The organism is Enterococcus sp. DIV0086 (assembly GCF_050498705.1).
In the GTDB taxonomy this organism is placed as follows: domain Bacteria; phylum Bacillota; class Bacilli; order Lactobacillales; family Enterococcaceae; genus Enterococcus; species Enterococcus faecalis.
Genome location: NZ_JBNIDN010000001.1, coordinates 1,082,906 through 1,105,368, shown reverse-complemented (window position 1 = coordinate 1,105,368; position 22,463 = coordinate 1,082,906). Strand labels below are relative to the sequence as shown.

The window sequence follows — 22,463 nt, the reverse complement described above, 5'->3', positions numbered from 1 at the left end:
AAATAGAAAAAGGAGAACTTGGCTTCTCCCTTTTTCTTTGTTAAAATTTAATTGCGTAGGAAATGGTGTATCAGGAGGGGTTGTTTATGCAACAAAATATTGTCTTATCTATCCAAGATCGTCTACAACAATTACCAAAATCAGAACGAAAAATCGCAGAATATATTTTAAAAAATACAGAAACAGTTATTTCAATGAATGCGCAAGAGCTAGCGAAACAAGCAGGATCAAGTCCAGCGGCAATTATTCGTTTTTGTCATTCTATGGATGTGAATGGCTTCACAGAGTTGAAACTTTTATTATCTGCAAATCTTGGCCAAATGAAGCAGCAAATGTACACTGAAGTTACTAAAGGGGAATCAACAGCTGATATTAAACAAAAGTTACAGGCGCGCTTTGTTCATGTGGTTGAGCGAAGCGGTCAGACATTAGAGGATGTCGCAGTGAATGAAGCCGTTGATTTGTTGGAAAAAACAGAAGTAATTTTTGTCTATGGATTAGGTGCCTCTTCGTTGGTTGCTCAAGATATTTATCAAAAGTTTACGCGATTAGGCCGAACGGTATTTACAACATTGGATCATCATTTATTTGCTTCCATGTTAGGCTCAACAGAAAAGCCTAGTGTTTTTATTGTTATTTCTAATTCTGGAACGAATAAAGAAGCAAGTACTTTAGCTGATTTAGCGAAGCAGCAAGGGATTCCTATTGTTAGTATCACACAAGATGAAAAATCAGTGATTGGTGAAAAAAGTGATATCGTCCTTCAAACCTCTAGTGGGGAAGACGTGCCATTGAGAAGTGCGGCTACTGTTTCCTTGGTGGCACAATTGTATGTAGTTGATGTTTTATTTTTTGCTTATGCAGCAAAAAACTATAAGGAAACCTTAGAAAAAATTCAAATCTCAAGAAAAAATGTAGAACGTTTAAAAGAATAAATAAAAAGAGAAGGCTATCTGTCATTTTGACAGATAACCTTCTCTTTTTTTTACAATAAACGGCGCTTTTCAGCGATCTTTTTTCCCTTTTCAATATAAGAAATATCATTAATTCCTTGAATGGTAAATGTTCCTTTTTCGTAAGTTAAGGTCGTCACGCTACCATTCTCCAGCGCCATCTGCATAGGCAAACTTGCATCAATTAAGGAAAGTAAAAAGGAAATTGTTAGTCCATGGGAAACCACCATGACTTTGCCGCCACCATTTTTTTCTCGATGATGAGCGATATCTTCGAAACCAGACCAAACACGATCACGGATAACTTCATAAGGCTCCGCCCAGTCAGCCGTATCGGCTTCAATAATAGCATTTGCTAGCTCACGATAGGTAATTTTCGTGGTCATCATGTCCTCATAACTTTTAAAAGCTAAAATGCGTGGCACCACACCCCAAAGTTCACCATCATAGCCACCATCTAAAGAACCAAAACACCACTCACGAATCCGTTTATCGGTTAGGTAAGGAATCTTTTGGTGGTTTTGATGTTCTTGTAAAATAATCTGAGCGGTTTGCATGGCACGACCACTATCACTACTATAGGCTTCCTTAAAGTCTATGTCCCTAAGACCTAAGCCTAAATGATAAATGCCTTCTTCTCCTTGTTTGGTTAAGGGGGTATCTGACCAGCCTTGGGTACGGCCAATCGTATTAAACATCGTTTTTCCGTGACGAATAATATAAAGTGTCGTTGCTTCAGTCATTGCTACTCCTCCTAAGTTTCTTTAAATAGTGAATAAATCTCTAATTAAAAAATGGGTTTGTGGCTTTTTCATGTTGAATGGTCGTGGCATCACCATGGCCTGGATAAACAGGAAATTCTTCTGGTAAAGTGAATAGATAGGTCGTAATGCTGTGTAATAATTGTTGCATATCACCAGTGTGTAAATCGGTACGACCAATACTACCTTTAAACAATGCATCCCCAACAACAACAAAATCATCAAAGACAAAGCTGACGCTACCAATTGAATGACCAGGTGTTGGGACTACGGAAAATTTCATGCCGCCAATTTCATAATCGGTTAGTTTAAATTCATGTTCGGCGGGTTGAACAATAATATTTGCTATATCATCATGTCTGCCTAATCCTGAAAGATTCAAAATAGGATTGGAAAGCCACGCTTGTTCTAATGGACTAACATAAACAGGGATTTGATAATGATGGCGCAATTCTTCTACCGCACCAATATGATCATAGTGAGTATGTGTTAATAAAATAGCGGCTGGTTTCTTCCCTAAACGGGTAATTTCTTGAATTAGTTTTGCTCCTTCTGCACCTGGATCAATAATTAATAACGCTTCTTCATTATAAACAAGATAACAGTTTTCTTGAATAACACCTGTTCTAATTTGTTCGATCTGTATCATCTCAGGACCTCCTAAAGTTCTAACGATTCTCTTCAAGTATACCGAAGAATCTTAAGAATAGAAAGTTTTCTTGTTTATCCAAAGAAAAAATAAATCATTCTTAGAATGTTCGGTTTTTACTTGTTTTAACACGGATTTTTTTTAAAAAAATCACATTTTTATAGTTATTAAGCGAAAGTTTATGTATAATCTTCATGTGATAGTAAGGAGGAGTATTAAATGTTTCATTTTGTAATAAAAGGAACAGGTTTTTCTAGTAAAAATTTGCAAGAGATTAAAGTTTATGAAGAGACACTTTTTTGTATAGATGAGGCCGGAGTAATTCAGGAAATAATTGAACCAGATGCTGAAGCGTATGAAACTGTGCTAGCAGAACAAAAAGAGGCACAACGTTTTCAAGAATTGCCCCAAGATTCTTATCTTTTACCCGGCTTTGTTGATTTACATGTCCATGCACCTCAGTGGGCACAATCAGGGACCGCCTTGGATATTCCATTGTATGAATGGCTGAATACGTACACGTTTCCTTTGGAGTCCAAGTTTGCAGATTTAGCATTTGCCCAACAAGTCTATGATGAATTGGTAACCCAATTGTTAGCTAATGGGACAACAACAGCCCTTTATTTTGCAACCATTCATTATGAAGCTAGCCGTCGTTTGGCAGAGATTTGTGCGGAAAAAGGGCAGCGTGGCTTAATTGGTAAAGTTGTAATGGATGATCTTAATGAGAATCCAGAATACTATCGTGATCAAACAACGCAACAAGCATTAGAAGAAACGGAACGGTTTATTCAAGAAATTCAAACATTAGCGCAGCAAACAAAACAAGGCGTGTATCCCGTTGTAACTCCGCGTTTCATTCCAAGTTGTACAGAGGAAGCACTTAAAGGATTAGGAGAATTAGCAGCGAAATATCAAGTCCATGTTCAAAGTCATTGTAGTGAGAGTGATTGGGAACATCAATTTGTTCAAGAACGTTTTGGAAAAAATGATGCTCAAGCATTGAATGATTTTGGTTTATTGACAGAAAAAGCAGTGATGGCACATGCAGGCTTTTTAGAAGAAGCAGATATGAATTTATTCCATGAAACAGGGACGGCTGTGGCGCACTGCCCAATCTCTAATGCTTATTTTGGTAATGCAGTAACACCGATTGCAAAATTAGTACATCAACATCAAGTAGAAGTTGGTTTAGGTAGTGATCTTTCAGGTGGTTTTTCACCAAGTCTTTTTGATAATTTAAAGCAAGCAGTTATTTCTTCTAGAATGTTAGAAGATGGCGTCGATGCTACAAAAAAACCAGAAGTACGAGGTGTCAAAACAGCAAGGATTACCGTAAATGAAGCGTTTTATTTAGCTACTGCTGGCGGTGGCCAAGCGCTAAGTTTACCAATTGGAAAATTAGAAAAAGGGTATGCTTGGGATGTTCAAATTATTAATACAAGCTTGTCACAAGCACGAATCCCTAAAAATCCAGGGGAATCATTGCTTGATATTTTCCAAAAAATCTTATATTTAGCACGACCAGAAAATATTCGAGAAGTCTGGGTACAAGGTGAAAAAGTACATGATAAAAATTTAATGTCAGCAACTAAAGGAGTATAAAAAATGAGTGAAAAGAAACAAAATAATCTTCATTTAACAGTGGGGCCAGAAGATTCAGTATCTTTTGGGCAGGCCACTATGTTAGGGATTCAGCATGTCTTAGCAATGGACGTGTACGTCGTACCTGTGATCATTGCTTCAATTATTGGGATTAGCACAGCACAAACGTCTTCTTTAATCCAAGCGACATTCATAGCAGCAGGACTTGCCACGATTATTCAATCTCATTTTTGTATGAGATTACCAGTTGCGCAAGGCCCTTCATTTATTCCAATCGGGGCAATTGCAGGAATTTATTTTGCCAATAACCAACAAGGAAATGGCTGGGGCGCAGTTTTAGGTGCTAGTTTAGTGGGGGCAATTGTTGTTATTATATTAGGATTTACTGGTATCTTTAATCGTTTAATCACTAAATTTGTTCCACCAATTGTGGGAGGAACAATTATTTTTGTGGTGGGGCTTTCGTTAATGCCAGTCGCTTTATCGGATAATATTTACCATGCAAAAGGGGAATTAGGACAAAATATTTTATTAGCATTTATAGCAGCGGGGACGTTGATTTTCTTTGCACTCTTAGGTTCTGCTTTGAAAAAAGGGCGGATTTTCCGCGTTTCTTCTGTTATTTTGGCATTATTATTTGGGAGCATCGCGGCACAATTATTAGGGGTACTTGATTTATCGGCCGTTAGTGAAGCGGCTTGGTTTAGTTTGCCTCAGTTACCATTAGTTAACTTTTCTTTCCAATTTGATTGGTCAGCTATTGCCACGATGTTAGTTATTTATCTGGTTTTAATGGCGGAAACAACAGGCACTTGGTTTGCTGTGAGTCATGTTGTCGCTGAACCTTTGACCGAAGAAAAAATTAATCGCGGCGTAATTGGTGAAGGCTTAGGTTGCTTAGTTTCTTCATTCATTGGCGGCACGCCAGTAACTAGTTACTCTACAAATGCTGGGATTATTTCAATCACTGGAGTTGCTAGTCGCAAGGTTTTTGTGGCTGCAGGTGCGTGGTTTGTCTTATTTGGCTTATCTGGAAAACTTTCCACCTTGATTTCGGCCATTCCGGCACCAGTTATCGGCGGTGTTTTTGTGGTTGTTTGTGGCATCATTTCTGTAAGTGGAATGAAAGTCATGAGCGATGTAACAATTCATGAAAAAGAGATGTATGTAATTGCCGTTCCGATTATTATGACATTAGCGTTGACATTGTTACCAAAAGAGTTTTTGGAAACTCTACCACAATTTTTACAATATTTATTTAGTTCACCCGTGGCAACTGCCTCAATTGTTGCTATTTTATTGCAGGCCATTTTACCAAACGTTCAAGAAGGGTAAAAAGATTAATTTTCGTTAAAACGCCTTTGACAAGTGGCGGTAAATAGTGTAAATTAACAATGGTGTTTGTAAACACGAACGTTAAATGACCGAATGTTCGGTTTTTACGTTATTTTTGTAAATAACTAGGAGGCAGTAAGTATGAAAGTTTTTGATTATGAAGATGTCCAATTAATTCCCAATAAATGTATCGTGAATAGTCGTTCTGAATGTGATACTACAGTAACTTTAGGAAAACATTCGTTTAAAATGCCTGTCGTTCCAGCGAACATGCAAACAATTATTGATGAAACGATTGCGGAAACCCTTGCTGAAAATGGTTATTTTTATATCATGCATCGGTTTGATGAAGAGGCGCGAGTGCCATTTATTAAAAAAATGCAACAAAAGGGCTTAATCACGTCAATTAGTGTGGGTGTGAAAGAAGGGGAATACGCTTTTGTTGAAACGTTAGCCCGAGAAGGTTTAGTTCCTGACTACGTGACAATTGATATCGCCCATGGTCATTCAAATGCGGTGATTAATATGATTCAACACTTGAAAAAATCTTTACCAGAAACGTTCGTTATTGCGGGCAATGTTGGAACGCCAGAAGCCGTTCGCGAATTAGAAAACGCTGGAGCCGATGCCACCAAAGTGGGGATTGGACCAGGAAAAGTATGTATTACTAAAATTAAGACTGGCTTTGGGACAGGTGGCTGGCAGTTAGCGGCTTTACGTTGGTGTGCCAAAGCTGCTCGGAAACCAATTATTGCAGATGGTGGAATTCGGACCCATGGAGACATTGCAAAATCTGTGCGTTTTGGGGCAACTATGGTCATGATTGGTTCATTATTTGCTGGACATGAAGAATCACCAGGTGAAACAAAAGTGGAAGATGGCGTTGTTTACAAAGAATACTTTGGTAGCGCCTCTGAATTCCAAAAAGGCGAAAAGAAAAACGTTGAAGGCAAAAAAATCTGGTTACGCCATAAAGGGAAGTTGGCAGATACTTTAGTCGAAATGCAACAAGATTTACAATCTTCCATTTCATACGCGGGAGGTCGCGATTTAGAAGCGATTCGTAAAGTTGATTATGTGATTGTAAAAAATTCTATTTTTAATGGTGATACCATTTAACATTCAACTATAGACTGAAAAGAAGACAGCACGTAGTGCAGAAATTAAAATGATTTCTGCATTACGTGCTTTTTTACTTTACCTATCGTAGTAATCGTGTTAAGATAATTACAACGACAGACGTAGTACGATAGTTGAAGTACTTGAGGGAGGAATTTATGTGATTGGTAGTGATGCAATTCGAGGATACAACGATACCTTTATTCTCTCAATCTTACAATCCGGCGCTTCATATGGTTATGCGATTTCTAAACGCATTCGTGAAATTTCTAATGAACAATATTCGATTAAAGAAACGACACTTTATTCTGCTTTTACACGTTTAGAGAAAAATGGCTACATTGAATCATTTCCAGGAGAAGTAACGCATGGCAAAAAGCGGACCTATTATCAAATAACCCATGCAGGAGAGCGTTATTTAGAGGAAAAGTTACTAGAATGGGAAGTAACAAAAGACGTCGTCGAAGCATTTGTAAAGGAGATGGGAAAATGAAAATTATAGAAGAATTTATTGATAGCTTATTTTCAGGCGTTGTTGAAACATCTGAAACAAAACAATTAAAGGCGGACTTATTAGCAAATGCTGAGGATCGTTATGAAGATTTGCTCAGCCAAGGAAAATCGGAAAATGAAGCAATTGGTACAATTATTTCTGAATTTGGTACTATTGATGAATTAATGGAAGAATTGAATTTAGAAAATAAACAAGTGGATGAAACAAACGATTCAATGAACGGTTTGCCAGAAATTTCAGTGGAGGAAGGACTTGACTATTTAACTGTCCAACGTAAAGGTGCTATTCAAATTGGTCTTGGTGTTGTTGCAATCATGGTGGGTGTTGGCTTGCTGGTTGGTATGCGTGGTGTTCTTTCTAACGGTCTTGGTTTAGTTTGTCTTTTCATAGGTGTGGCAATCGGCGTTCCATTATTTATTGTTGCTGGTAATCGGTTTGTTGCAATGGACAAACAACTGGGGCAACGATTGATTCCGATTAAGTTAAAAAAAGAAGTTGCACAAAGAGAACAAAGTTTTCAACGATCATTTATTTTTTGTATGGCAGCGGGCGTCGTTTTTTGTATTTTGGGTTTAATCCCAGTTGTTGTCTTTAGTAGTGGCCTTCATCTGATGATGCGCCGTTCCATGCATCAAATGATGGGCGGACAATATTATAATGGAACGATGGGGATTAGTTGGCTCTTCTTTTTAGTATCGGTTGGCGTCTTCTTGTTTATATTTGGTGGAGTAATTAAAGGAAGTTTTAATAAATTGTTGAATGAAACTTATTTTTATTCAGAACATGTTGGTCATCCTGATTTTGCCCCTCAACAAACAAAAACAGAGGAAGGACCTGTGGGAAATCCTGTCGGTGCAATTATTGCATCCGTTTATTGGCCCTTAGTTGTTGCACTCTATCTATTTATTAGTTTTGTTTTAGGGGATTGGCGGTTTAGTTGGTTAATCTTTATGTTCGCAGGAATCTTTTATAACACCATCCAAGCATTTTTACACAAACATTGAGACAAACCTGTTAATAGTAAAACAGAAAAGTGGGACATTCGTCAAAACGGCTGTCCCACTTTTCTTGTATTTTTGATTGACAAAAGCATTGAACTGGATTACTTTTAACTCATCCAATTGTTGAGGTGATTGCTATGTGGCAACTTAAAAAAGAACAAAATGTTCCCATTTATCGCAGTATTATGGAAATGATTGTTCAAAAGATTCAAACAGGCGAATTATTACCAGGCGAAAAAATCCCTTCAGAACGTAAACTGGCAGAGTACTTGTCTGTCAATCGTTCAACCGTTGTTCATGCATTAGACGAACTGGTGGACTTAGGCTGGATTGTGCGAAAAAGAGGGAGCGGAACGATTGTCAACGAAGGAAAATGGGGGGTAATGATGACGCCACGAACGGATTGGCATCGTTATTTAGAACAAAATGTGTTCAAACAAGTTCATCCCTTGGTGGCAGAGATTGAGTTACGAGCTAAACAAAATTTGCCGACTGACTTAGATATGTATACAGGCGAGTTGCCGTTAGATTTAATTCCCAGTTTCGATTTTCCAGCATTAAATTGGAAACAATTTTTAAAAGAGGAAGCACAAGATGAATTAGGTTATTTGCCGTTAAGAAAAGAAATCCAAGCCATTACAGCAACGGAATATCAGCTTCATTTACCAAGTGAAAGTTTATTGCTTACTTCAGGTGCGCAACAAGCACTTTTTTTAGTTTTACAAGTTTTATTGAGACAAGGAGATAGTGTTGCCGTAGAAGATCCATCTTTCTTCTATGCCTTACCAATTTTCCAAGCTGCTGGTGTGCGCTTATTTGGTGTGCCCATGACAGAGGAAGGGATTGATCTTGAAGCGCTAGAACAAACAATCCGACAACATCGCATCAAAATGGTTATGGTTAATCCTTCCTTTCAAAATCCGACTGGGACAGTGATGCCTTTAAGAAAAAGAGAACAGCTCGTGAAAGTCTGTCAAACGTATCAAGTTCCTATTTTAGAAGATGATGTTTTTGGGCAGCTAAGTTTTATCCCGAAAACAGAAATTCCTCCTTTAAAAAAATTAGATCCAGATAATGTCTTGTATATCGGTTCGTTGTCAAAAATTTTAGGTTCGACCACGAAAATTGGTTGGTTAAGTGCGCCCGCCTCCGTGACGAAACAAATTGCAGAAGCCAGAAAAATGATGGATGTTTCGTTGAGTATTTTTCCGCAGATGCTCGCTAAAATGGCGATTGAAGATCCTTCTTTTTCTGAAAAAATTACGTTATTAAATAAACAAGTGGAACAACGAGCAACAGCTGTATATCAAGTATTTAAATCGTTGTCAGAATGGGAAGTTTCGCCAGTAAAAGGCGGCTTTTATTTATGGGCACATTGGCGTCAAGGGGCACTTAAGCCAGAAGATTGGCAAGTGTTTTTACGAGAAGGTGTTTTGGTAGCACCAAGTGTAGCTTTTAGTGAAAAACGTGGAAGTATTCGCTTGAACTGTTCCCGAATTTCACCAGAAGAAATGCCTCTTTTTTGTGAGCGAATGGTACGGATTACACGACAGCTTTCTGAAAATAGACAAACAAAAATAGAACACTAAGTAAGATTTTTCTTATAAAAATCATTTGCTGAGAGAAAACGCTACAACTTCCCTTTTCTAAACGAATATCCAATGCTATACTTAAAAAGTAAAAACAAAAAAACAAATGAGGTGTTTTCCATGTCTTGGGAACAAGTTTACCAACAATGGTTAAATGAAGAAAATATTCCAGAAAATTTAAAAAATGAATTAAAGGACTTAAATACAGACCCTGAAAAATGTGAAGATGCATTTTACGCACCATTAGAATTTGGGACTGCCGGGATGCGCGGGATTTTAGGCGCCGGTATTAATCGAATGAATATCTTTACGGTTCGTCAAGCGACAGAAGGGCTTGCACGTTTTATGGATACGCAAGATCCTGAAACAAAACGTCGCGGTGTAGCCATTGCCTATGATTCACGTCATATGTCTCCAGAATTTGCAATGGAAGCAGCTAAAACATTAGCTAAACATGATATTCCTTCTTTTGTGTTTGAAAGCTTACGACCAACACCTGAATTATCTTTTGCGGTCCGTTACTTTAAAGCTTTTGCGGGAATCATGATTACGGCTTCTCACAATCCAGCTGCCTATAATGGTTACAAAGTCTACGGTGAAGACGGTGGTCAAATGCCGCCAGCTGATGCAGATGCATTAACTAAATATGTTCGTAGTATCGAAAATCCTTTGAAAATTGATGTCTTATCAGATGAAGAAGTTGCCCACAGCGGTTTAATTAACATTGTTGGTGAAGAAGTCGATAACGCGTATTTGAAAGAAATTAAAACAGTTACGATTAATCAAGAATTAATTAACGAAATGGGTAAAGAATTAAAATTAGTTTACACTCCCTTACATGGAACTGGGAAAATGTTAGGAGAAAAGGCATTAAAACAAGCCGGTTTTGAAAAATTTGTTTTAGTACCTGAGCAAGCCGTTGCTGATCCTGACTTTACTACAGTTAAGTCACCAAACCCTGAAGAACATTCAGCTTTTGAATACGCGATTCGTTTAGGGGAAAAAGAAGGCGCTGATTTATTGATTGCAACAGATCCAGATGCTGATCGTTTAGGTGCTGCTGTGCGGATGCCAAACGGAGACTACCAAGTATTAACAGGAAATCAATTAGGTTCAATTATGATTCATTATATTTTAGAAGCCCATCAACAAGCAGGCACGTTACCTCAAAATGCTGCGGTTCTAAAATCAATCGTTTCTAGTGAACTTGCTACAGCGATTGCTGAGAAATATAATACGAAGATGTTTAATGTTTTAACAGGTTTCAAATTTATTGCTGAAAAAATTCAACAATACGAAGAAGACCACAGTCAAACGTTTATGTTTGGTTTTGAAGAAAGTTATGGTTACTTAGTGAAACCTTTTGTTCGTGATAAAGATGCAATTCAAGCGTTAGTTTTATTAGCAGAAGTAGCGGCTTTCTATAAAAAACAAGGAAAAACATTATACGATGGCTTACAAGATATCTTTGAAGAATTTGGTTACTTTGAAGAAAAAACTATTTCCGTAACAATGAGCGGAATTGAAGGCAGCGGTAAAATCAAAGCTTTAATGGCAAAATGTCGTGAACAAGCGCCAACTGAGTTTGCCGGGATTCAAGTTGCTCAAACGGAAGATTTTAAAGAATTAACACGCACTTTTGCAGATGGTCAAACAGAACAATTACAAACGCCTCCTTCTGATGTGTTGAAATATCATTTAGAAGATGGTAGTTGGATTGCTATCCGACCATCAGGAACAGAACCAAAAATTAAATTCTATCTAGCGACAAAAGCAACAAGTAGTTCAGAAGCTTCTGAAAAAATTGCTGCGTTTGAAGCAGTCGTTAATGAATTAACAAAATAAAATAAACGAAACAGGCTGTACGGAAAAAAGTACGAATGTTAGTGTTTGTGTCAAAAGCTAATTGACTTTTGACACAAACACTTTATTTAACTAAGGAGGGAATGCTATGAAAATTGGCTTTATCGGTGCTGGCAGTATGGGCGGTGCCATGATTAAAGGGTTACTGAAAGCTAAGGCAGTCAAGAAGGAACATTTATATGTGAAAGGCGGCTCAAGTGGAACCGCAGAAGCACTTCAAAAAGAGTGGGGCTTTCAACTTGTCACAGATTATGCACTTTTCCAAGAATGTAAGGTTATTTTTATTGCGACAGGAGCAAAGGTTGTGTTACCTGTCCTTCAGGAATTAGCCCCTCATTTTTCCAACGAAAGTCTATTGATTTCTGTTGCAACAGGTCATACCATAGAAGAAGCACAAATGGCCCTTGGAAATAAAGAAGCCAAAGTTGTTCATGCCATTCCTAATACACCAGTTAGCGTGAATCAAGGCGTGATTGGCGTAGCCTTGGCACCAACAATTGAAGGCCAAACGAAGGAACTGGTAATGGAACTTCTTGCTACTTTAGGGTTAGTCAAAGAAATTCGTGAAGCGCAACTGGAAACTTTTGGTACTGTGGCTGGTTGCAGTCCAGCTTTTGTTGATATCTTTATGGAAGCATTGGGAGATGCAGCAGTCTTAGAAGGGTTACCAAGAGACTTATCTTATGAAATTGTCGCTCAAATGATAAAAGGAACGGCGACCTTAGCCTTAGACACGAAAAAACACCCAGGAGCATTGAAAGATGAAGTGACTTCTCCAGGAGGAAGTACGATTCGCGGTGTTGTAGCTCTAGAAAAAAATGGCTTCCGTTATGCCGTGATGGATGCAGTTCAGCAAGCCAACCACGAATAGATGAAGAAAGTTGGAAAATCGACAAGTTTGTCATTTTTCCAACTTTCTTTGTGCCATATTTTTCGTAGGAAAGAACAATCGCAGTTCTTATTTTAAAAAACTCTGTGTTATAATGAGTGCAAAGTGAGGCGACTATAATGAAACAAATGGAAGAAATCAAACAAGTAAGTCAATTATATAAAGTATTAAGTGATCCAACACGTTTAAGAATTTTGCTACTTTTAAAAGAAGGCGAGCATAACGTAACGGCGATTAGTGAACAATTGGGAATGGAACAGTCCGCCGTTTCTCATCAACTAAAATTATTAAGAGATAGCCGGGTTGTCAAGGCACGTCGCGAAGGAAAAACGATTTTTTATACATTGGATGATCATCATGTAATAGATATTTTAAATCAGACCTTTGAGCATATTGAACATCGATAAAAAGTAGGAAAAAATAGCGTAACTAGAATAGCGCTGTTGATGGAGGTAAAAATGAAGGATACCTTAAAGATCGGGTTACTAGGATTAGGGACTGTAGGCACTGGCGTTTTAACTCTCTTGAAAGAACATCAAGAGAAAATTTCACAAGTGACAGGAATGAATGTAGTCATTGAAAAAGCATTTGTCCGAAATCTTGAAACGAAACAAGCGCAAGCGGAAGAATACGGTCTGTCTTTAACAACTTCAATTGATGATATTTTAGAAGATAAAGAGATTCAAATCGTTGTGGAATTAATGGGAACCATTGAACCAGCCAAAACGTATATCATGAAAGCTTTAGAAAAGGGCAAACATATTGTGACTGCCAATAAAGATTTACTGGCGCAACATGGGAGTGAATTAGTAGCGTTAGCCCAAAAACATCATTGTGATTTATATTACGAAGCAAGTGTTGCTGGCGGGATTCCAATTTTAAGAACAATTGCTAATAGCTTAGCGGCAGACAATATTCAACAAGTTTTAGGGATTGTGAACGGTACGACGAATTATATGCTTACGCAAATGGTTTCTGCTGATAAAAGTTATGAAGAAGCTTTAGCAGAAGCGCAAGCGTTGGGGTTTGCTGAAGCGGATCCGACAAATGATGTCGATGGAATTGACGCAGCCTATAAAATGGTTATTTTAAGTCAATTTGCTTTTGGGATGAATGTTTCATTACCACAAGTTGATATTCGTGGAATTCGCGGATTGTCTTTAGATGATGTCGCCATGGCTAAACAACTGGGGTATGAAATCAAATTGATTGGCTCTGCTGAACAAAATGAGAATAGTATCTCGGTGGAAGTGGCGCCTATGCTAGTCAATCAAAAGCATCCTATTGCATCTGTTCGGAATGAGTACAATGCAGTATTTATTAAAAGTGCAGGTGTGGGCGAATCAATGTATTACGGTCCAGGAGCTGGCGCTAAACCGACAGCAACCAGTGTGGTCAGTGATTTAATTACGATTGCTAAAAACATTCGCTTGGCAACGACTGGCCATATGTTCAATTCGTATCAACATAAAACCCAATTGACGAGTTCCGAAAATGTATTTGGGCAGTACTATTTTTCATTAGATGTTCCAGATACACCAGGACAATTTTTGCAGTTGACGCAATTAATGACTAAAGCAGAAGTCAGCTTTGATCAATTAGTTCAACAGAAATCAGATGGACAGCGAGCAAGAATTGTTGCCATTACACACCAGATATCAAAAGCACAAATGCAACAAGTTGTGACAGCTATTCAAAATACGGAAGCCTTTCAGTTATTGAATGTAATGAAGGTTATAGGAGATGAGTAAACATGTATGAAGGTTTGTTAAAACAGTATCAAGCGTATTTGCCCGTAACAGAAAAAACACCAATGATTTCTTTAGCCGAAGGAAATACGCCACTGATTCCTTTACCTAATTTATCCAAAGAATTAGGTATTCAATTATATGGAAAATACGAAGGATTAAATCCCACCGGCTCATTCAAAGATCGCGGGATGGTGATGGCTGTAGCAAAAGCGGTAGAAGAAGGTGCCAAAGCGATTGTTTGTGCTTCTACAGGAAATACTAGTGCCGCCGCTGCTGCGTATGCCACAAGAGCAGGCATTAAAGCGTATGTAGTGATTCCAGAAGGAAAAATCGCACTGGGAAAATTGGCGCAAGCTATTATGTATGGGGCAGACATTATTTCGATTCCAGGTAACTTTGATGAAGCATTAAAAGCGGTGCGAGAGATTGCGAAAACTGAGGCAGTTGCGCTAGTTAATTCAGTGAATCCTTATCGCTTAGAAGGGCAAAAGACAGCAGCTTTTGAAGTTTGTGAACAATTAGGTCAAGCGCCCGATGTCTTAGCGATTCCAGTTGGAAATGCCGGCAATATTTCCGCTTACTGGAAAGGCTTTAAAGAATGGCATGAAAAACAAGGAACAACTTTACCAAGAATGCATGGTTTTGAAGCAGAAGGTGCCGCAGCGATCGTGAAAGGCCAAGTGATTGAGCAACCTGAAACCGTGGCAACAGCGATCCGGATTGGAAATCCTGCTAGTTGGCAACTAGCAGAACAGGCACGGGATGAATCCGGTGGTTTCATTGATGCCGTGACAGATCAAGAAATTTTAACGGCTTACCGAAAAATTGCTGCTCAAGATGGGGTTTTCATTGAACCTGGTTCGGCTGCTTCATTAGCTGGAGTTATTCAACATGTTAAAAGCGGTAAAATCAAAGCAGGTGAAACCGTCGTGGCAGTCTTTACTGGTAACGGATTGAAAGATCCTGATACAGCAATGGAGACAGAAGTAGCTATTTCAAAAATGAGTGACGTGGAAGAAATGCGTCTGCACTTACGAAAAGGAGTCGCAACACTATGAAAATAAGAGTACCTGCCACTAGTGCCAACTTAGGACCTGGCTTTGATTCATGTGGCATTGCATTATCCGCTTATTTAACAATCAACGTTTTAGGTGAAAGTGAATTTTGGGAAATTCAACATACTTTGGGAGAAGAGATTCCTACTAATGAAGAGAATTTATTAATTCAAACGGCATTGAAAATTGCACCAGAATTAACACCAAAAGTTATTCGGATGGTTTCTGACATTCCACTTGCAAGAGGACTAGGCAGTAGCTCAAGTGTGATTGTAGCAGGCATTGAATTAGCTAACCGACTAGCACATTTAAATTTGTCCCCTAAAGAAAAAGTCCGTTTGGCGACAGAGATGGAAGGACATCCGGATAATGTTGCCCCAGCTATTTTAGGAGATTTCGTGGTGGCTAGCCATGTAGAAAACCAAGTCTACCATGTCAAACATCACTTTCCAATGTGTGATGTCATTGCATTTATTCCAGAGGAACCGTTATTTACCGAAAAAAGTCGCGCTGTTTTGCCCGAAAAATTGACTTATAAAGAAGCGGTCGCGGCCAGCTCAATTGCCAATGTTATGATTGCCGCAATTTTAAACGGGGATTTACCTTTAGCAGGCAAAATGATGGAACAAGATAAATGGCATGAAACGTATCGTCGTTCATTGGTTCCTCACTTAAAAGAAATTCGTCGTTTAACTCAGCAAAAAGGTGCTTATGGCTCTTTCTTAAGCGGTGCTGGTCCAACTGTGCTAATCTTGTCGCCAGAAGAACGAACCAACGAAATTGTTCAAAGTTTGGAGAAATTATCTACCAAAGCGAGCATCCAAATTTTCAATATTGATCAAGAAGGCGTTCAAGTCTTTTAAAAAAAACGAGAAAAAATCACTAGTGATTTTTTCTCGTTTTTTTTAATCCTCGGCTGTTTCCGTGGAATAATAACTATGATCTTCTAAGTTCAAAGCATTAAGAATCATTGAGGCAGTTTCTTCAATTGAAAGAGAAGCGACATCAATAACGATACAACCTAATTTTTGATAAAGATCATTAGCAAAAGCCAGTTCTCGCCGAATTTTTTCAATATCTGAATAAGAAGTATTTTCAGGCAATCCATATGCGCGCATTCGTTCTTTACGAATCCCGTTTAAAACATTGGGATCATTGGTTAAGCCAACAATTTTTTTAGGGTCCATTTCGAATAATTGTTTCGGTAAATGTGCTTCAGGAATTAGTGGCAAATTAGCAGCTTTTAAGTTCTTGTTGGCTAAAAAGAGACTTAGCGGTGTTTTAGAAGTTCGGGAAACGCCAAGAAGTAACACATCCGCTTCTAAAAAGCCTCGTGGGTCCTTGCCATCGTCATATTTGACAGCAAATTCCATTGCTTCAATTCGTTTAAAATAATTTTCATTCAGATGATGTAAGGCACCTGGTTCCCGCATGGGCGCGACACCTGTTAATCGTTCGATTTCCGCAACTGGTGGTGTCAAAATGTCAAAATGGAACAATTGATGCTCATTGAAAAATTGATTAGCAATCGCCACGAGATGATCATTAATGATAGTATGCAGTACCATGGCCTCTGCTTTTTTTGCATCTTCTAACGCTTGCACCAGTTTATCTTCGTCTTTAACGAATGTTCGTCTAATCAAAGTAAAATCAACAGTGGGGTATTGGGCCATTGAAGCAGCCGCCAATTTTGAAGCGGTCTCGCCAGCAGAATCTGAGATGACAAAAATCGTCACACATTTTTTTTCTTCAGAAATAGTCATAGAGGGTAAGTCCTTTCTTGCATTTTTAATAATTTTATTATACCATAAGTCCAGAATCTATTTCGTAATGATTCTGATTTAGGTTGGTGAGGGAGGAAATGGCGATGGCACCAGTAAAAACCAATATTGAACAAGCCTTAGAAACCATGAAAGCCAGTGGATTAAAATATACTAAAAAACGAGAATTACTGATGAGCTATTTGATTAAGCGAAATCGGTATGTTTCTGCACGTGAAGTGTATGAATTTATGAATGAAACCTTTAAAGGAGTCAGTTATGATACGGTTTATCGTAACTTGCATGACTTTGAGCGCTTAGAATTGCTGGAAAAAACAGAATTAAATGGCGAGCAAAAGTTTCGCTTCCGTTGTTGCCAAGAGGTGGAACATCATCATCACTTTATTTGTACGGTTTGTGGCAAAACGGAAGAAATTCACATGTGTCCGATGAATTTTTTTGAAGAACAGTTAAAAGGTTGTTCAATTGAAGGACATCGCTTTGAAATACTTGGTCGTTGTGCCGATTGTTGCGAAAAATAGCGAATAAGACGAAAAATCAAACAAAAATTTCGTATTTTATCAGTAGAGTGGTTGACGGTTATTTATGCTTTAGCTATAATATAACAAGGACAGTATTTTAATTTGTGGGTTTTTCCCACAAATAAGAAAAACGGTTACTTTTTAAGCTCGGAGGGAGGGAATAACATGTCAAAAACAGTCGTTCGTAAAAACGAATCTCTTGATGATGCTCTTCGTCGCTTCAAACGTTCCGTTTCAAAAGCGGGTACTTTACAAGAATCACGTAAACGTGAATTCTACGAAAAACCAAGTGTAAAGCGTAAGAAAAAATCTGAAGCAGCTAGAAAACGTAAAAAATTCTAGTTTTGAATGAATTGGAGTTGGTGGTATGTCATTGCTAACCACATTGAATGACGACATTAAAACAGCGATGAAAGCTAAAGACAAAGAAACTTTAGCCGTACTTCGTATGTTAAAGACTGCCATTCAAAATGATCAGATTAAAGCGGGCCGTGAATTGAACGGAGAAGAAGAACTCACTGTATTGTCTCGTGAGATGAAACAGAGAAAAGATTCTTTATCAGAGTTTGAAAAGGCGGGACGCGACGATCTTGTTGAAAAAGTAAAAGTTGAAATAGCAATTGTTGAAAAATATATGCCTCAACAACTAACGGAGGAAGAAATTCGTCAACTAGTTCAAGAGGTAATGACGCAAACTGGCGCCACTTCACCAAAAGATTTTGGTAAAGTGATGGGCGCTATGATGCCGAAAGTCAAAGGCAAAGCCGATGGCAACCAAGTTAACGCAATTGTGAAAGAATTATTACAAGAAAACTAAGAGCGTTATCGAAACTAGGACAGTATCCTGTCCTAGTTTTTTTATGCAAAGAGAAAACCGGTAGCTTTTTACGGTTTTCTCTTTTTTGACTTTCAAAGTCAAATCAGGTACGACTTCTTTTTAAACAGATAAGAATGTGGTATCATTGTAAAGGACTATATAATAAAGGAGATGGACGTTTTTTGACAGATAATCAGTCAAAATCTTTGGAATTAATACTTACTGATTCTGATGATGCACACATGCTTTTAGGAACACATGATAAACATATCAAATTTTTAGAAGAGAATACCCACGTAACGATTAATAGTCGTGGCGAAGTTATTCAGTTAATTGGCGAATCATCAGAGGTAGAGTTAGTCGCTTCCGTGTTAAGAGCGCTACAAACATTAATTCAACGAGGCATCAAAGTGCATACGCCAGATGTCGTTTCTGCTTTAAAAATGGCCAAAGCTGGAAATTTAGAGGCGTTTATTGCCATGTATGAAGAAGAAATTATGAAGGACCATCATGGTCGGGCCATCCGAATTAAGAATGTTGGTCAAAAAAAATATATCGATGCAGTTAAAACTCATGACGTCATTTTCGGGGTGGGACCTGCGGGGACAGGAAAAACCTTTTTAGCCGTGGTGATGGCAGTAGCAGCCTTAAAAAAAGGCGAAGTACAAAAAATTATTTTAACTCGTCCAGCGGTGGAAGCTGGCGAAAGCTTGGGCTTTTTACCAGGTGACTTAAAAGAAAAAGTCGATCCTTATTTACGTCCAGTTTACGATGCCTTGTATCAAATTTTTGGTATGGATCATACAAATCGTTTAATGGAACGCGGCGTTATTGAAATTGCCCCGCTTGCTTATATGCGTGGTCGTACATTGGATGATGCTTTTGTCATTTTAGATGAAGCACAAAATACTACGGTTGCCCAAATGAAAATGTTTTTAACTCGTTTAGGGTTTAGTTCAAAAATGATTGTTAATGGAGATACTAGTCAGATTGACTTGCCACGTGGTGTAACAAGTGGTTTAGTTAACGCCGAGCGTACGTTAAAAGACATTGAAAAAATTGCCTTTGTAAATTTTGAAGCCAGTGACGTTGTGCGTCATCCTGTTGTAGCACAAATTATTCAAGCCTATGAAAAAGAACAACAAAAGCATTCCTAAGCAGTTAGGGAAGGAGTGAAAGTACCTTTTGAAAAAAGTACTTACAAAGTTAGGGGATCGTTTAGGTAAAGCCTATTTACCTATTTTATTAGCCGTTTTTTCTCTTCTTTTATTTATGATTATGTTTGGCAGTGTCCATCAGAAAAGAGTAGAAATTAAAGAAGGTCAACTGGCCGAGAAAACCATTCGTGCAAATAAAAATATCGAGAATACCTACGAAACAGAACAAAGAAAAAAATTGGCAGCAGAAGCTGTCACACCCGAATATATTTATCAAGAAGATACGGCATCTGTCCAACATAATCGTATTGATAAATTATTTAAATTGATTGATTCTGCGAATGAAAAAGTAGACAAAGAGTACAGCAACAAGCAAGCGAAGGCCAAAAAGGAAGAAACGATTCCTGCGCCGACCGTGGAAGAACGAGTGGCTAGCTTAAAATCATTGTTTGAATCTTTACCGCAAGATGAAGTTACGTTTTATCAAAGTTTTCCTAATGTTTTTTATCAAACAATCTTTACATTAACCTCTGAGCAATTGGATAAGGTTCGTTCAGAAAGTTTGATGTTGGTGGATGACGCGATGCAAAATCACGTTCGAGAATCTGATTTGGATAAAATTCGCCAAGAAGCTAACGGTAAAATTCAATACTTAGATATTACGAGTACCATGCAACAAGTCATTCGTTACATTGTTAACCAAGGGATTGTGGTAAACGATATTGCCAATGAAAAACGAACAGAAGAGCTACGCCAAAAAGCGATGAATGCTGTTCAACCCGCAATGATTTATCAAGGCGAAATTATTGTTCGTGAAGGTACTCAAATTGATGCAAAAGCGGTCGAAAAACTTGAGTTACTAGGAATGACTAGTCAAAATACGTCTATTTTTCCGATGGTGGCATTAGCATTAGCTATTTTACTTCAAGTTGAAGTGTTGATTTTCTTTACAAAACAAGTGACTGAGCCTTCGCGACAACGCTCGTTTATTATCTTTTACACGGGTGCTATGCTAATCAGTGTTATTTTAATGAAATTCTTCCAGATTTTCCAAACAGAGCAGTTGATGTATATTCCCTTGTTCTATCCAGCAGCCTTTGCGCCGCTGATTCTAAATCATTTTGTGAATCGTCGTTCAGGGATAATCGCTGCCATTTTCCAAGTCGTTTTTGCGTTATTTATCTTTTATAATTCTATTGGCACAAACTCGTTGACGGTTATTCTGATTATGTACTTATTCTCAGGATTTCTAGCAACAGTTGTTAAACGGAAACGGATGAGTGAGCAAGTTTTCCCAGCTTTAATGTGGGTAGTGGTCTTTCCTGTTTTCATGGCGGTTGTCTTAATGATTTATCAAGGGATGAGTTTAACAGATGGTAAAACGTGGACAGCTTTAATTTGTGCAAGTGCAGGAACGGTACTTTCATTTTTAGCAACAATGGGCTTGCATCCATATATCGAATTATTAGTGACCGATGATAGTATGATTGTCTTGAATGAATTAAGTAATCCGAACCATCCGTTGTTAAAACAACTGTTAGAAGAAGCGCCAGGTACCTATCATCATAGCATGATGGTGGCTAGTTTGAGCGCTAACGCTGTTGCTGAGATTGGCGGGCGGTCGCTATTAACACGAGTTGCTTGTTATTACCATGACATTGGCAAAATTAAACACGCCAATTTCTTTGTGGAAAACTTACCTGCTGGTGCAGAAAATCCACATAACTTTTTATTACCAGAAGATAGTAAACAAATTATTTTTGGCCACGTAATTGATGGCGCCAAAATTTTAGAAGAGTACAATATGCCGCAAATGGTGATTGACATTTGTCGTCAACATCATGGCACAACATTGATGAAATTTTTCTATGTGAAAGCAAAAGAACGCAATCCTGAAATTAAAGAATCCGACTTCCGTTATCCTGGACCACGTCCACAAACACGAGAAGCAGGGATTGTGAGTATTGCTGATACTTGTGAGGCTGCTGTGCGGGCGATGGATCATCCCACCAACGAAAAAATTCAAGCCTTTGTGCATAATGTGATTCAAGACAGAATTTCAGATGGCCAATTAGATGAATGTGGGTTAACGATGAAAGAGATTCGCATCATTGAAAAATCATTAATTAATGGATTATGCAGTACCTTCCATTCACGGATTAAGTATCCAAAAATGAAAGCTGAAGCAGAAGAAATGAAAGATGAACAAGAAAAGAGAGATGACTAATGGATATTACTTTCATTGATGAAACCGAGAAAGTACCAACAGAAGAAATCAAAGAAATCGAAAACTTGCTGCAATTTGCAGCGGGTTTTCTAGAAATTGCCGAAGATACGGAGATGTCGGTGACTTTTACAGATAACGCAGGTATCCAAATGATTAATCGTGACTATCGGGGCAAAGATATGCCTACAGATGTCATCAGTTTTGCTTTAGAGGATGAAGGGGAAGACGAATTGCCAATTATTTTTGATGATGAAGAGTTGGCAGAGCTACCACGGAATCTAGGTGATTTAATTATTTCAACAGAGCGAGCAGCAGAACAAGCAGTTGAATATGGGCACACATTGGAGCGAGAAATGGGCTTTTTGGCAGTACATGGCTTTTTACATTTGAATGGGTACGATCATATGGAACCTGAAGATGAAAAAGAAATGTTTGGTTTACAGAAAGAGATTTTAGATGCGTATGGCCTTAAAAGATGAGCAAACAGGAAAAAATAAACATTTTATTAATTCATTAGAATTTGCCTGGCAAGGAATCAAAACAGTTTTTCGAGAAGAACGTAATATGCGCAAACATGTGGCGTTTGGCGTCGCGGCCATTGTGTTTGGTTTCTTGTTTTCCTTAACACTTGCTGAATGGCTGTGGTTGTTATTGGCCGTTTTTCTTGTCTGGTTGGCAGAAATTATCAACACAATTTTTGAAAATGTCGTAGATATGTTTACGGATTTTCACTTTCATCCAATCGGAAAAAAGGTTAAAGACATGGCCGCAGGAGCTGTTTTATTAACAGCCGGTTTCGCAGTGCTAGTAGGACTAATTCTATTTGTACCAAAAATTTTACAAATCATTCAAATGTGGAAATAAGAGGAGAAATAC

At 38.2% G+C, this 22,463-nt stretch carries 23 protein-coding genes; 20 read left to right on the top strand and 3 right to left on the bottom strand.

What is annotated here, in order from left to right; genetic code table 11:
- Positions 1–86 precede the first annotated feature (86 nt).
- Positions 87–935, top strand: a complete 849-nt coding sequence (locus tag IGI63_RS05190; RefSeq protein WP_002385762.1) for a MurR/RpiR family transcriptional regulator — start codon at positions 87–89, stop codon at positions 933–935.
- 50 nt (positions 936–985) lie between these two features.
- Here IGI63_RS05190 and IGI63_RS05185 read toward each other — a convergent pair whose 3' ends face one another.
- Both IGI63_RS05185 and IGI63_RS05180 read right to left on the bottom strand, forming a co-directional pair.
- The gene (locus IGI63_RS05185) at positions 986–1,696 is read right to left on the bottom strand and encodes a histidine phosphatase family protein (protein ID WP_002359733.1); all 711 of its coding nucleotides are present in this window, start codon (positions 1,694–1,696) and stop codon (positions 986–988) included.
- Between the two features lie 40 nt (positions 1,697–1,736).
- Positions 1,737–2,363: an MBL fold metallo-hydrolase gene (locus IGI63_RS05180; RefSeq protein ID WP_002356716.1), complete on the bottom strand. Its 627-nt coding sequence runs from the start codon at positions 2,361–2,363 to the stop codon at positions 1,737–1,739.
- Between the two features lie 219 nt (positions 2,364–2,582).
- On the opposite strand from IGI63_RS05180, the gene guaD reads away from it, so the two are divergent.
- From guaD to thrB, 12 genes are all read left to right on the top strand, one after another.
- Positions 2,583–3,968, top strand: a complete 1,386-nt coding sequence (gene guaD, locus IGI63_RS05175) for a guanine deaminase (protein ID WP_002388316.1) — start codon at positions 2,583–2,585, stop codon at positions 3,966–3,968.
- Between the two features lie 3 nt (positions 3,969–3,971).
- Positions 3,972–5,303: a nucleobase:cation symporter-2 family protein gene (locus IGI63_RS05170; RefSeq protein WP_002359736.1), complete on the top strand. Its 1,332-nt coding sequence runs from the start codon at positions 3,972–3,974 to the stop codon at positions 5,301–5,303.
- Positions 5,304–5,444: 141 nt separating this feature from the next.
- Positions 5,445–6,422 (top strand): GMP reductase, encoded by a 978-nt coding sequence (gene guaC, locus IGI63_RS05165; RefSeq protein ID WP_002356720.1) that lies wholly within the window; start codon positions 5,445–5,447, stop codon positions 6,420–6,422.
- 160 nt (positions 6,423–6,582) lie between these two features.
- Positions 6,583–6,915 carry a PadR family transcriptional regulator gene (locus IGI63_RS05160; protein ID WP_002362678.1) on the top strand — a complete coding sequence of 111 codons (333 nt, stop codon included), beginning with the start codon at positions 6,583–6,585 and terminating at the stop codon, positions 6,913–6,915.
- Positions 6,912–7,940 carry a permease prefix domain 1-containing protein gene (locus IGI63_RS05155; protein WP_429975444.1) on the top strand — a complete coding sequence of 343 codons (1,029 nt, stop codon included), beginning with the start codon at positions 6,912–6,914 and terminating at the stop codon, positions 7,938–7,940. The genes IGI63_RS05160 and IGI63_RS05155 overlap by 4 nt, the downstream gene beginning before the upstream one ends.
- A gap of 134 nt (positions 7,941–8,074) precedes the next feature.
- Entirely contained in the window at positions 8,075–9,526 is a 1,452-nt protein-coding gene (locus tag IGI63_RS05150) for a PLP-dependent aminotransferase family protein (RefSeq protein WP_129194654.1), read from the top strand.
- A 120-nt stretch (positions 9,527–9,646) separates the two neighbouring features.
- Positions 9,647–11,371: a phospho-sugar mutase gene (locus tag IGI63_RS05145; RefSeq protein WP_002356727.1), complete on the top strand. Its 1,725-nt coding sequence runs from the start codon at positions 9,647–9,649 to the stop codon at positions 11,369–11,371.
- A gap of 106 nt (positions 11,372–11,477) precedes the next feature.
- Positions 11,478–12,260 carry a pyrroline-5-carboxylate reductase gene (gene proC, locus IGI63_RS05140; protein WP_429975443.1) on the top strand — a complete coding sequence of 261 codons (783 nt, stop codon included), beginning with the start codon at positions 11,478–11,480 and terminating at the stop codon, positions 12,258–12,260.
- Positions 12,261–12,376: 116 nt separating this feature from the next.
- Entirely contained in the window at positions 12,377–12,685 is a 309-nt protein-coding gene (locus IGI63_RS05135; protein WP_002356730.1) for an ArsR/SmtB family transcription factor, read from the top strand.
- 51 nt (positions 12,686–12,736) lie between these two features.
- Entirely contained in the window at positions 12,737–14,029 is a 1,293-nt protein-coding gene (locus tag IGI63_RS05130; protein ID WP_002356731.1) for a homoserine dehydrogenase, read from the top strand.
- A 2-nt stretch (positions 14,030–14,031) separates the two neighbouring features.
- Positions 14,032–15,087, top strand: coding sequence for a threonine synthase (thrC, locus tag IGI63_RS05125; RefSeq protein ID WP_002356733.1), 1,056 nt, complete (start codon positions 14,032–14,034; stop codon positions 15,085–15,087).
- Complete coding sequence (thrB, locus tag IGI63_RS05120) at positions 15,084–15,947, top strand: homoserine kinase (RefSeq protein ID WP_002359743.1); 864 nt, start codon at positions 15,084–15,086, stop codon at positions 15,945–15,947. Before thrC ends, thrB begins: the two co-directional genes overlap by 4 nt.
- 42 nt (positions 15,948–15,989) lie before the next feature.
- Here the strand turns inward: thrB and IGI63_RS05115 are convergent, their stop codons facing one another.
- Complete coding sequence (locus tag IGI63_RS05115; protein WP_429975442.1) at positions 15,990–16,847, bottom strand: pyruvate, water dikinase regulatory protein; 858 nt, start codon at positions 16,845–16,847, stop codon at positions 15,990–15,992.
- A 98-nt stretch (positions 16,848–16,945) separates the two neighbouring features.
- On the opposite strand from IGI63_RS05115, the gene IGI63_RS05110 reads away from it, so the two are divergent.
- From IGI63_RS05110 to IGI63_RS05080, 7 genes are all read left to right on the top strand, one after another.
- A complete protein-coding gene (locus tag IGI63_RS05110; RefSeq protein WP_002387080.1) occupies positions 16,946–17,386 on the top strand; it encodes a Fur family transcriptional regulator in 441 nt (146 codons plus the stop codon).
- A 165-nt stretch (positions 17,387–17,551) separates the two neighbouring features.
- Entirely contained in the window at positions 17,552–17,728 is a 177-nt protein-coding gene (gene rpsU / locus IGI63_RS05105; RefSeq protein WP_002356740.1) for a 30S ribosomal protein S21, read from the top strand.
- A 25-nt stretch (positions 17,729–17,753) separates the two neighbouring features.
- A complete protein-coding gene (locus IGI63_RS05100; RefSeq protein ID WP_002356741.1) occupies positions 17,754–18,203 on the top strand; it encodes a GatB/YqeY domain-containing protein in 450 nt (149 codons plus the stop codon).
- A gap of 242 nt (positions 18,204–18,445) precedes the next feature.
- Positions 18,446–19,360 carry a PhoH family protein gene (locus IGI63_RS05095; RefSeq protein WP_369810298.1) on the top strand — a complete coding sequence of 305 codons (915 nt, stop codon included), beginning with the start codon at positions 18,446–18,448 and terminating at the stop codon, positions 19,358–19,360.
- Positions 19,361–19,388: 28 nt separating this feature from the next.
- Positions 19,389–21,587: an HD family phosphohydrolase gene (locus tag IGI63_RS05090; RefSeq protein WP_002356744.1), complete on the top strand. Its 2,199-nt coding sequence runs from the start codon at positions 19,389–19,391 to the stop codon at positions 21,585–21,587.
- The gene (ybeY, locus tag IGI63_RS05085; RefSeq protein WP_002387079.1) at positions 21,587–22,066 is read left to right on the top strand and encodes an rRNA maturation RNase YbeY; all 480 of its coding nucleotides are present in this window, start codon (positions 21,587–21,589) and stop codon (positions 22,064–22,066) included. The genes IGI63_RS05090 and ybeY overlap by 1 nt, the downstream gene beginning before the upstream one ends.
- On the top strand, positions 22,050–22,451 hold the full coding sequence (locus IGI63_RS05080; protein WP_429975982.1) for a diacylglycerol kinase family protein: 402 nt from the start codon (positions 22,050–22,052) through the stop codon (positions 22,449–22,451). The genes ybeY and IGI63_RS05080 overlap by 17 nt, the downstream gene beginning before the upstream one ends.
- Positions 22,452–22,463 lie beyond the last annotated feature (12 nt).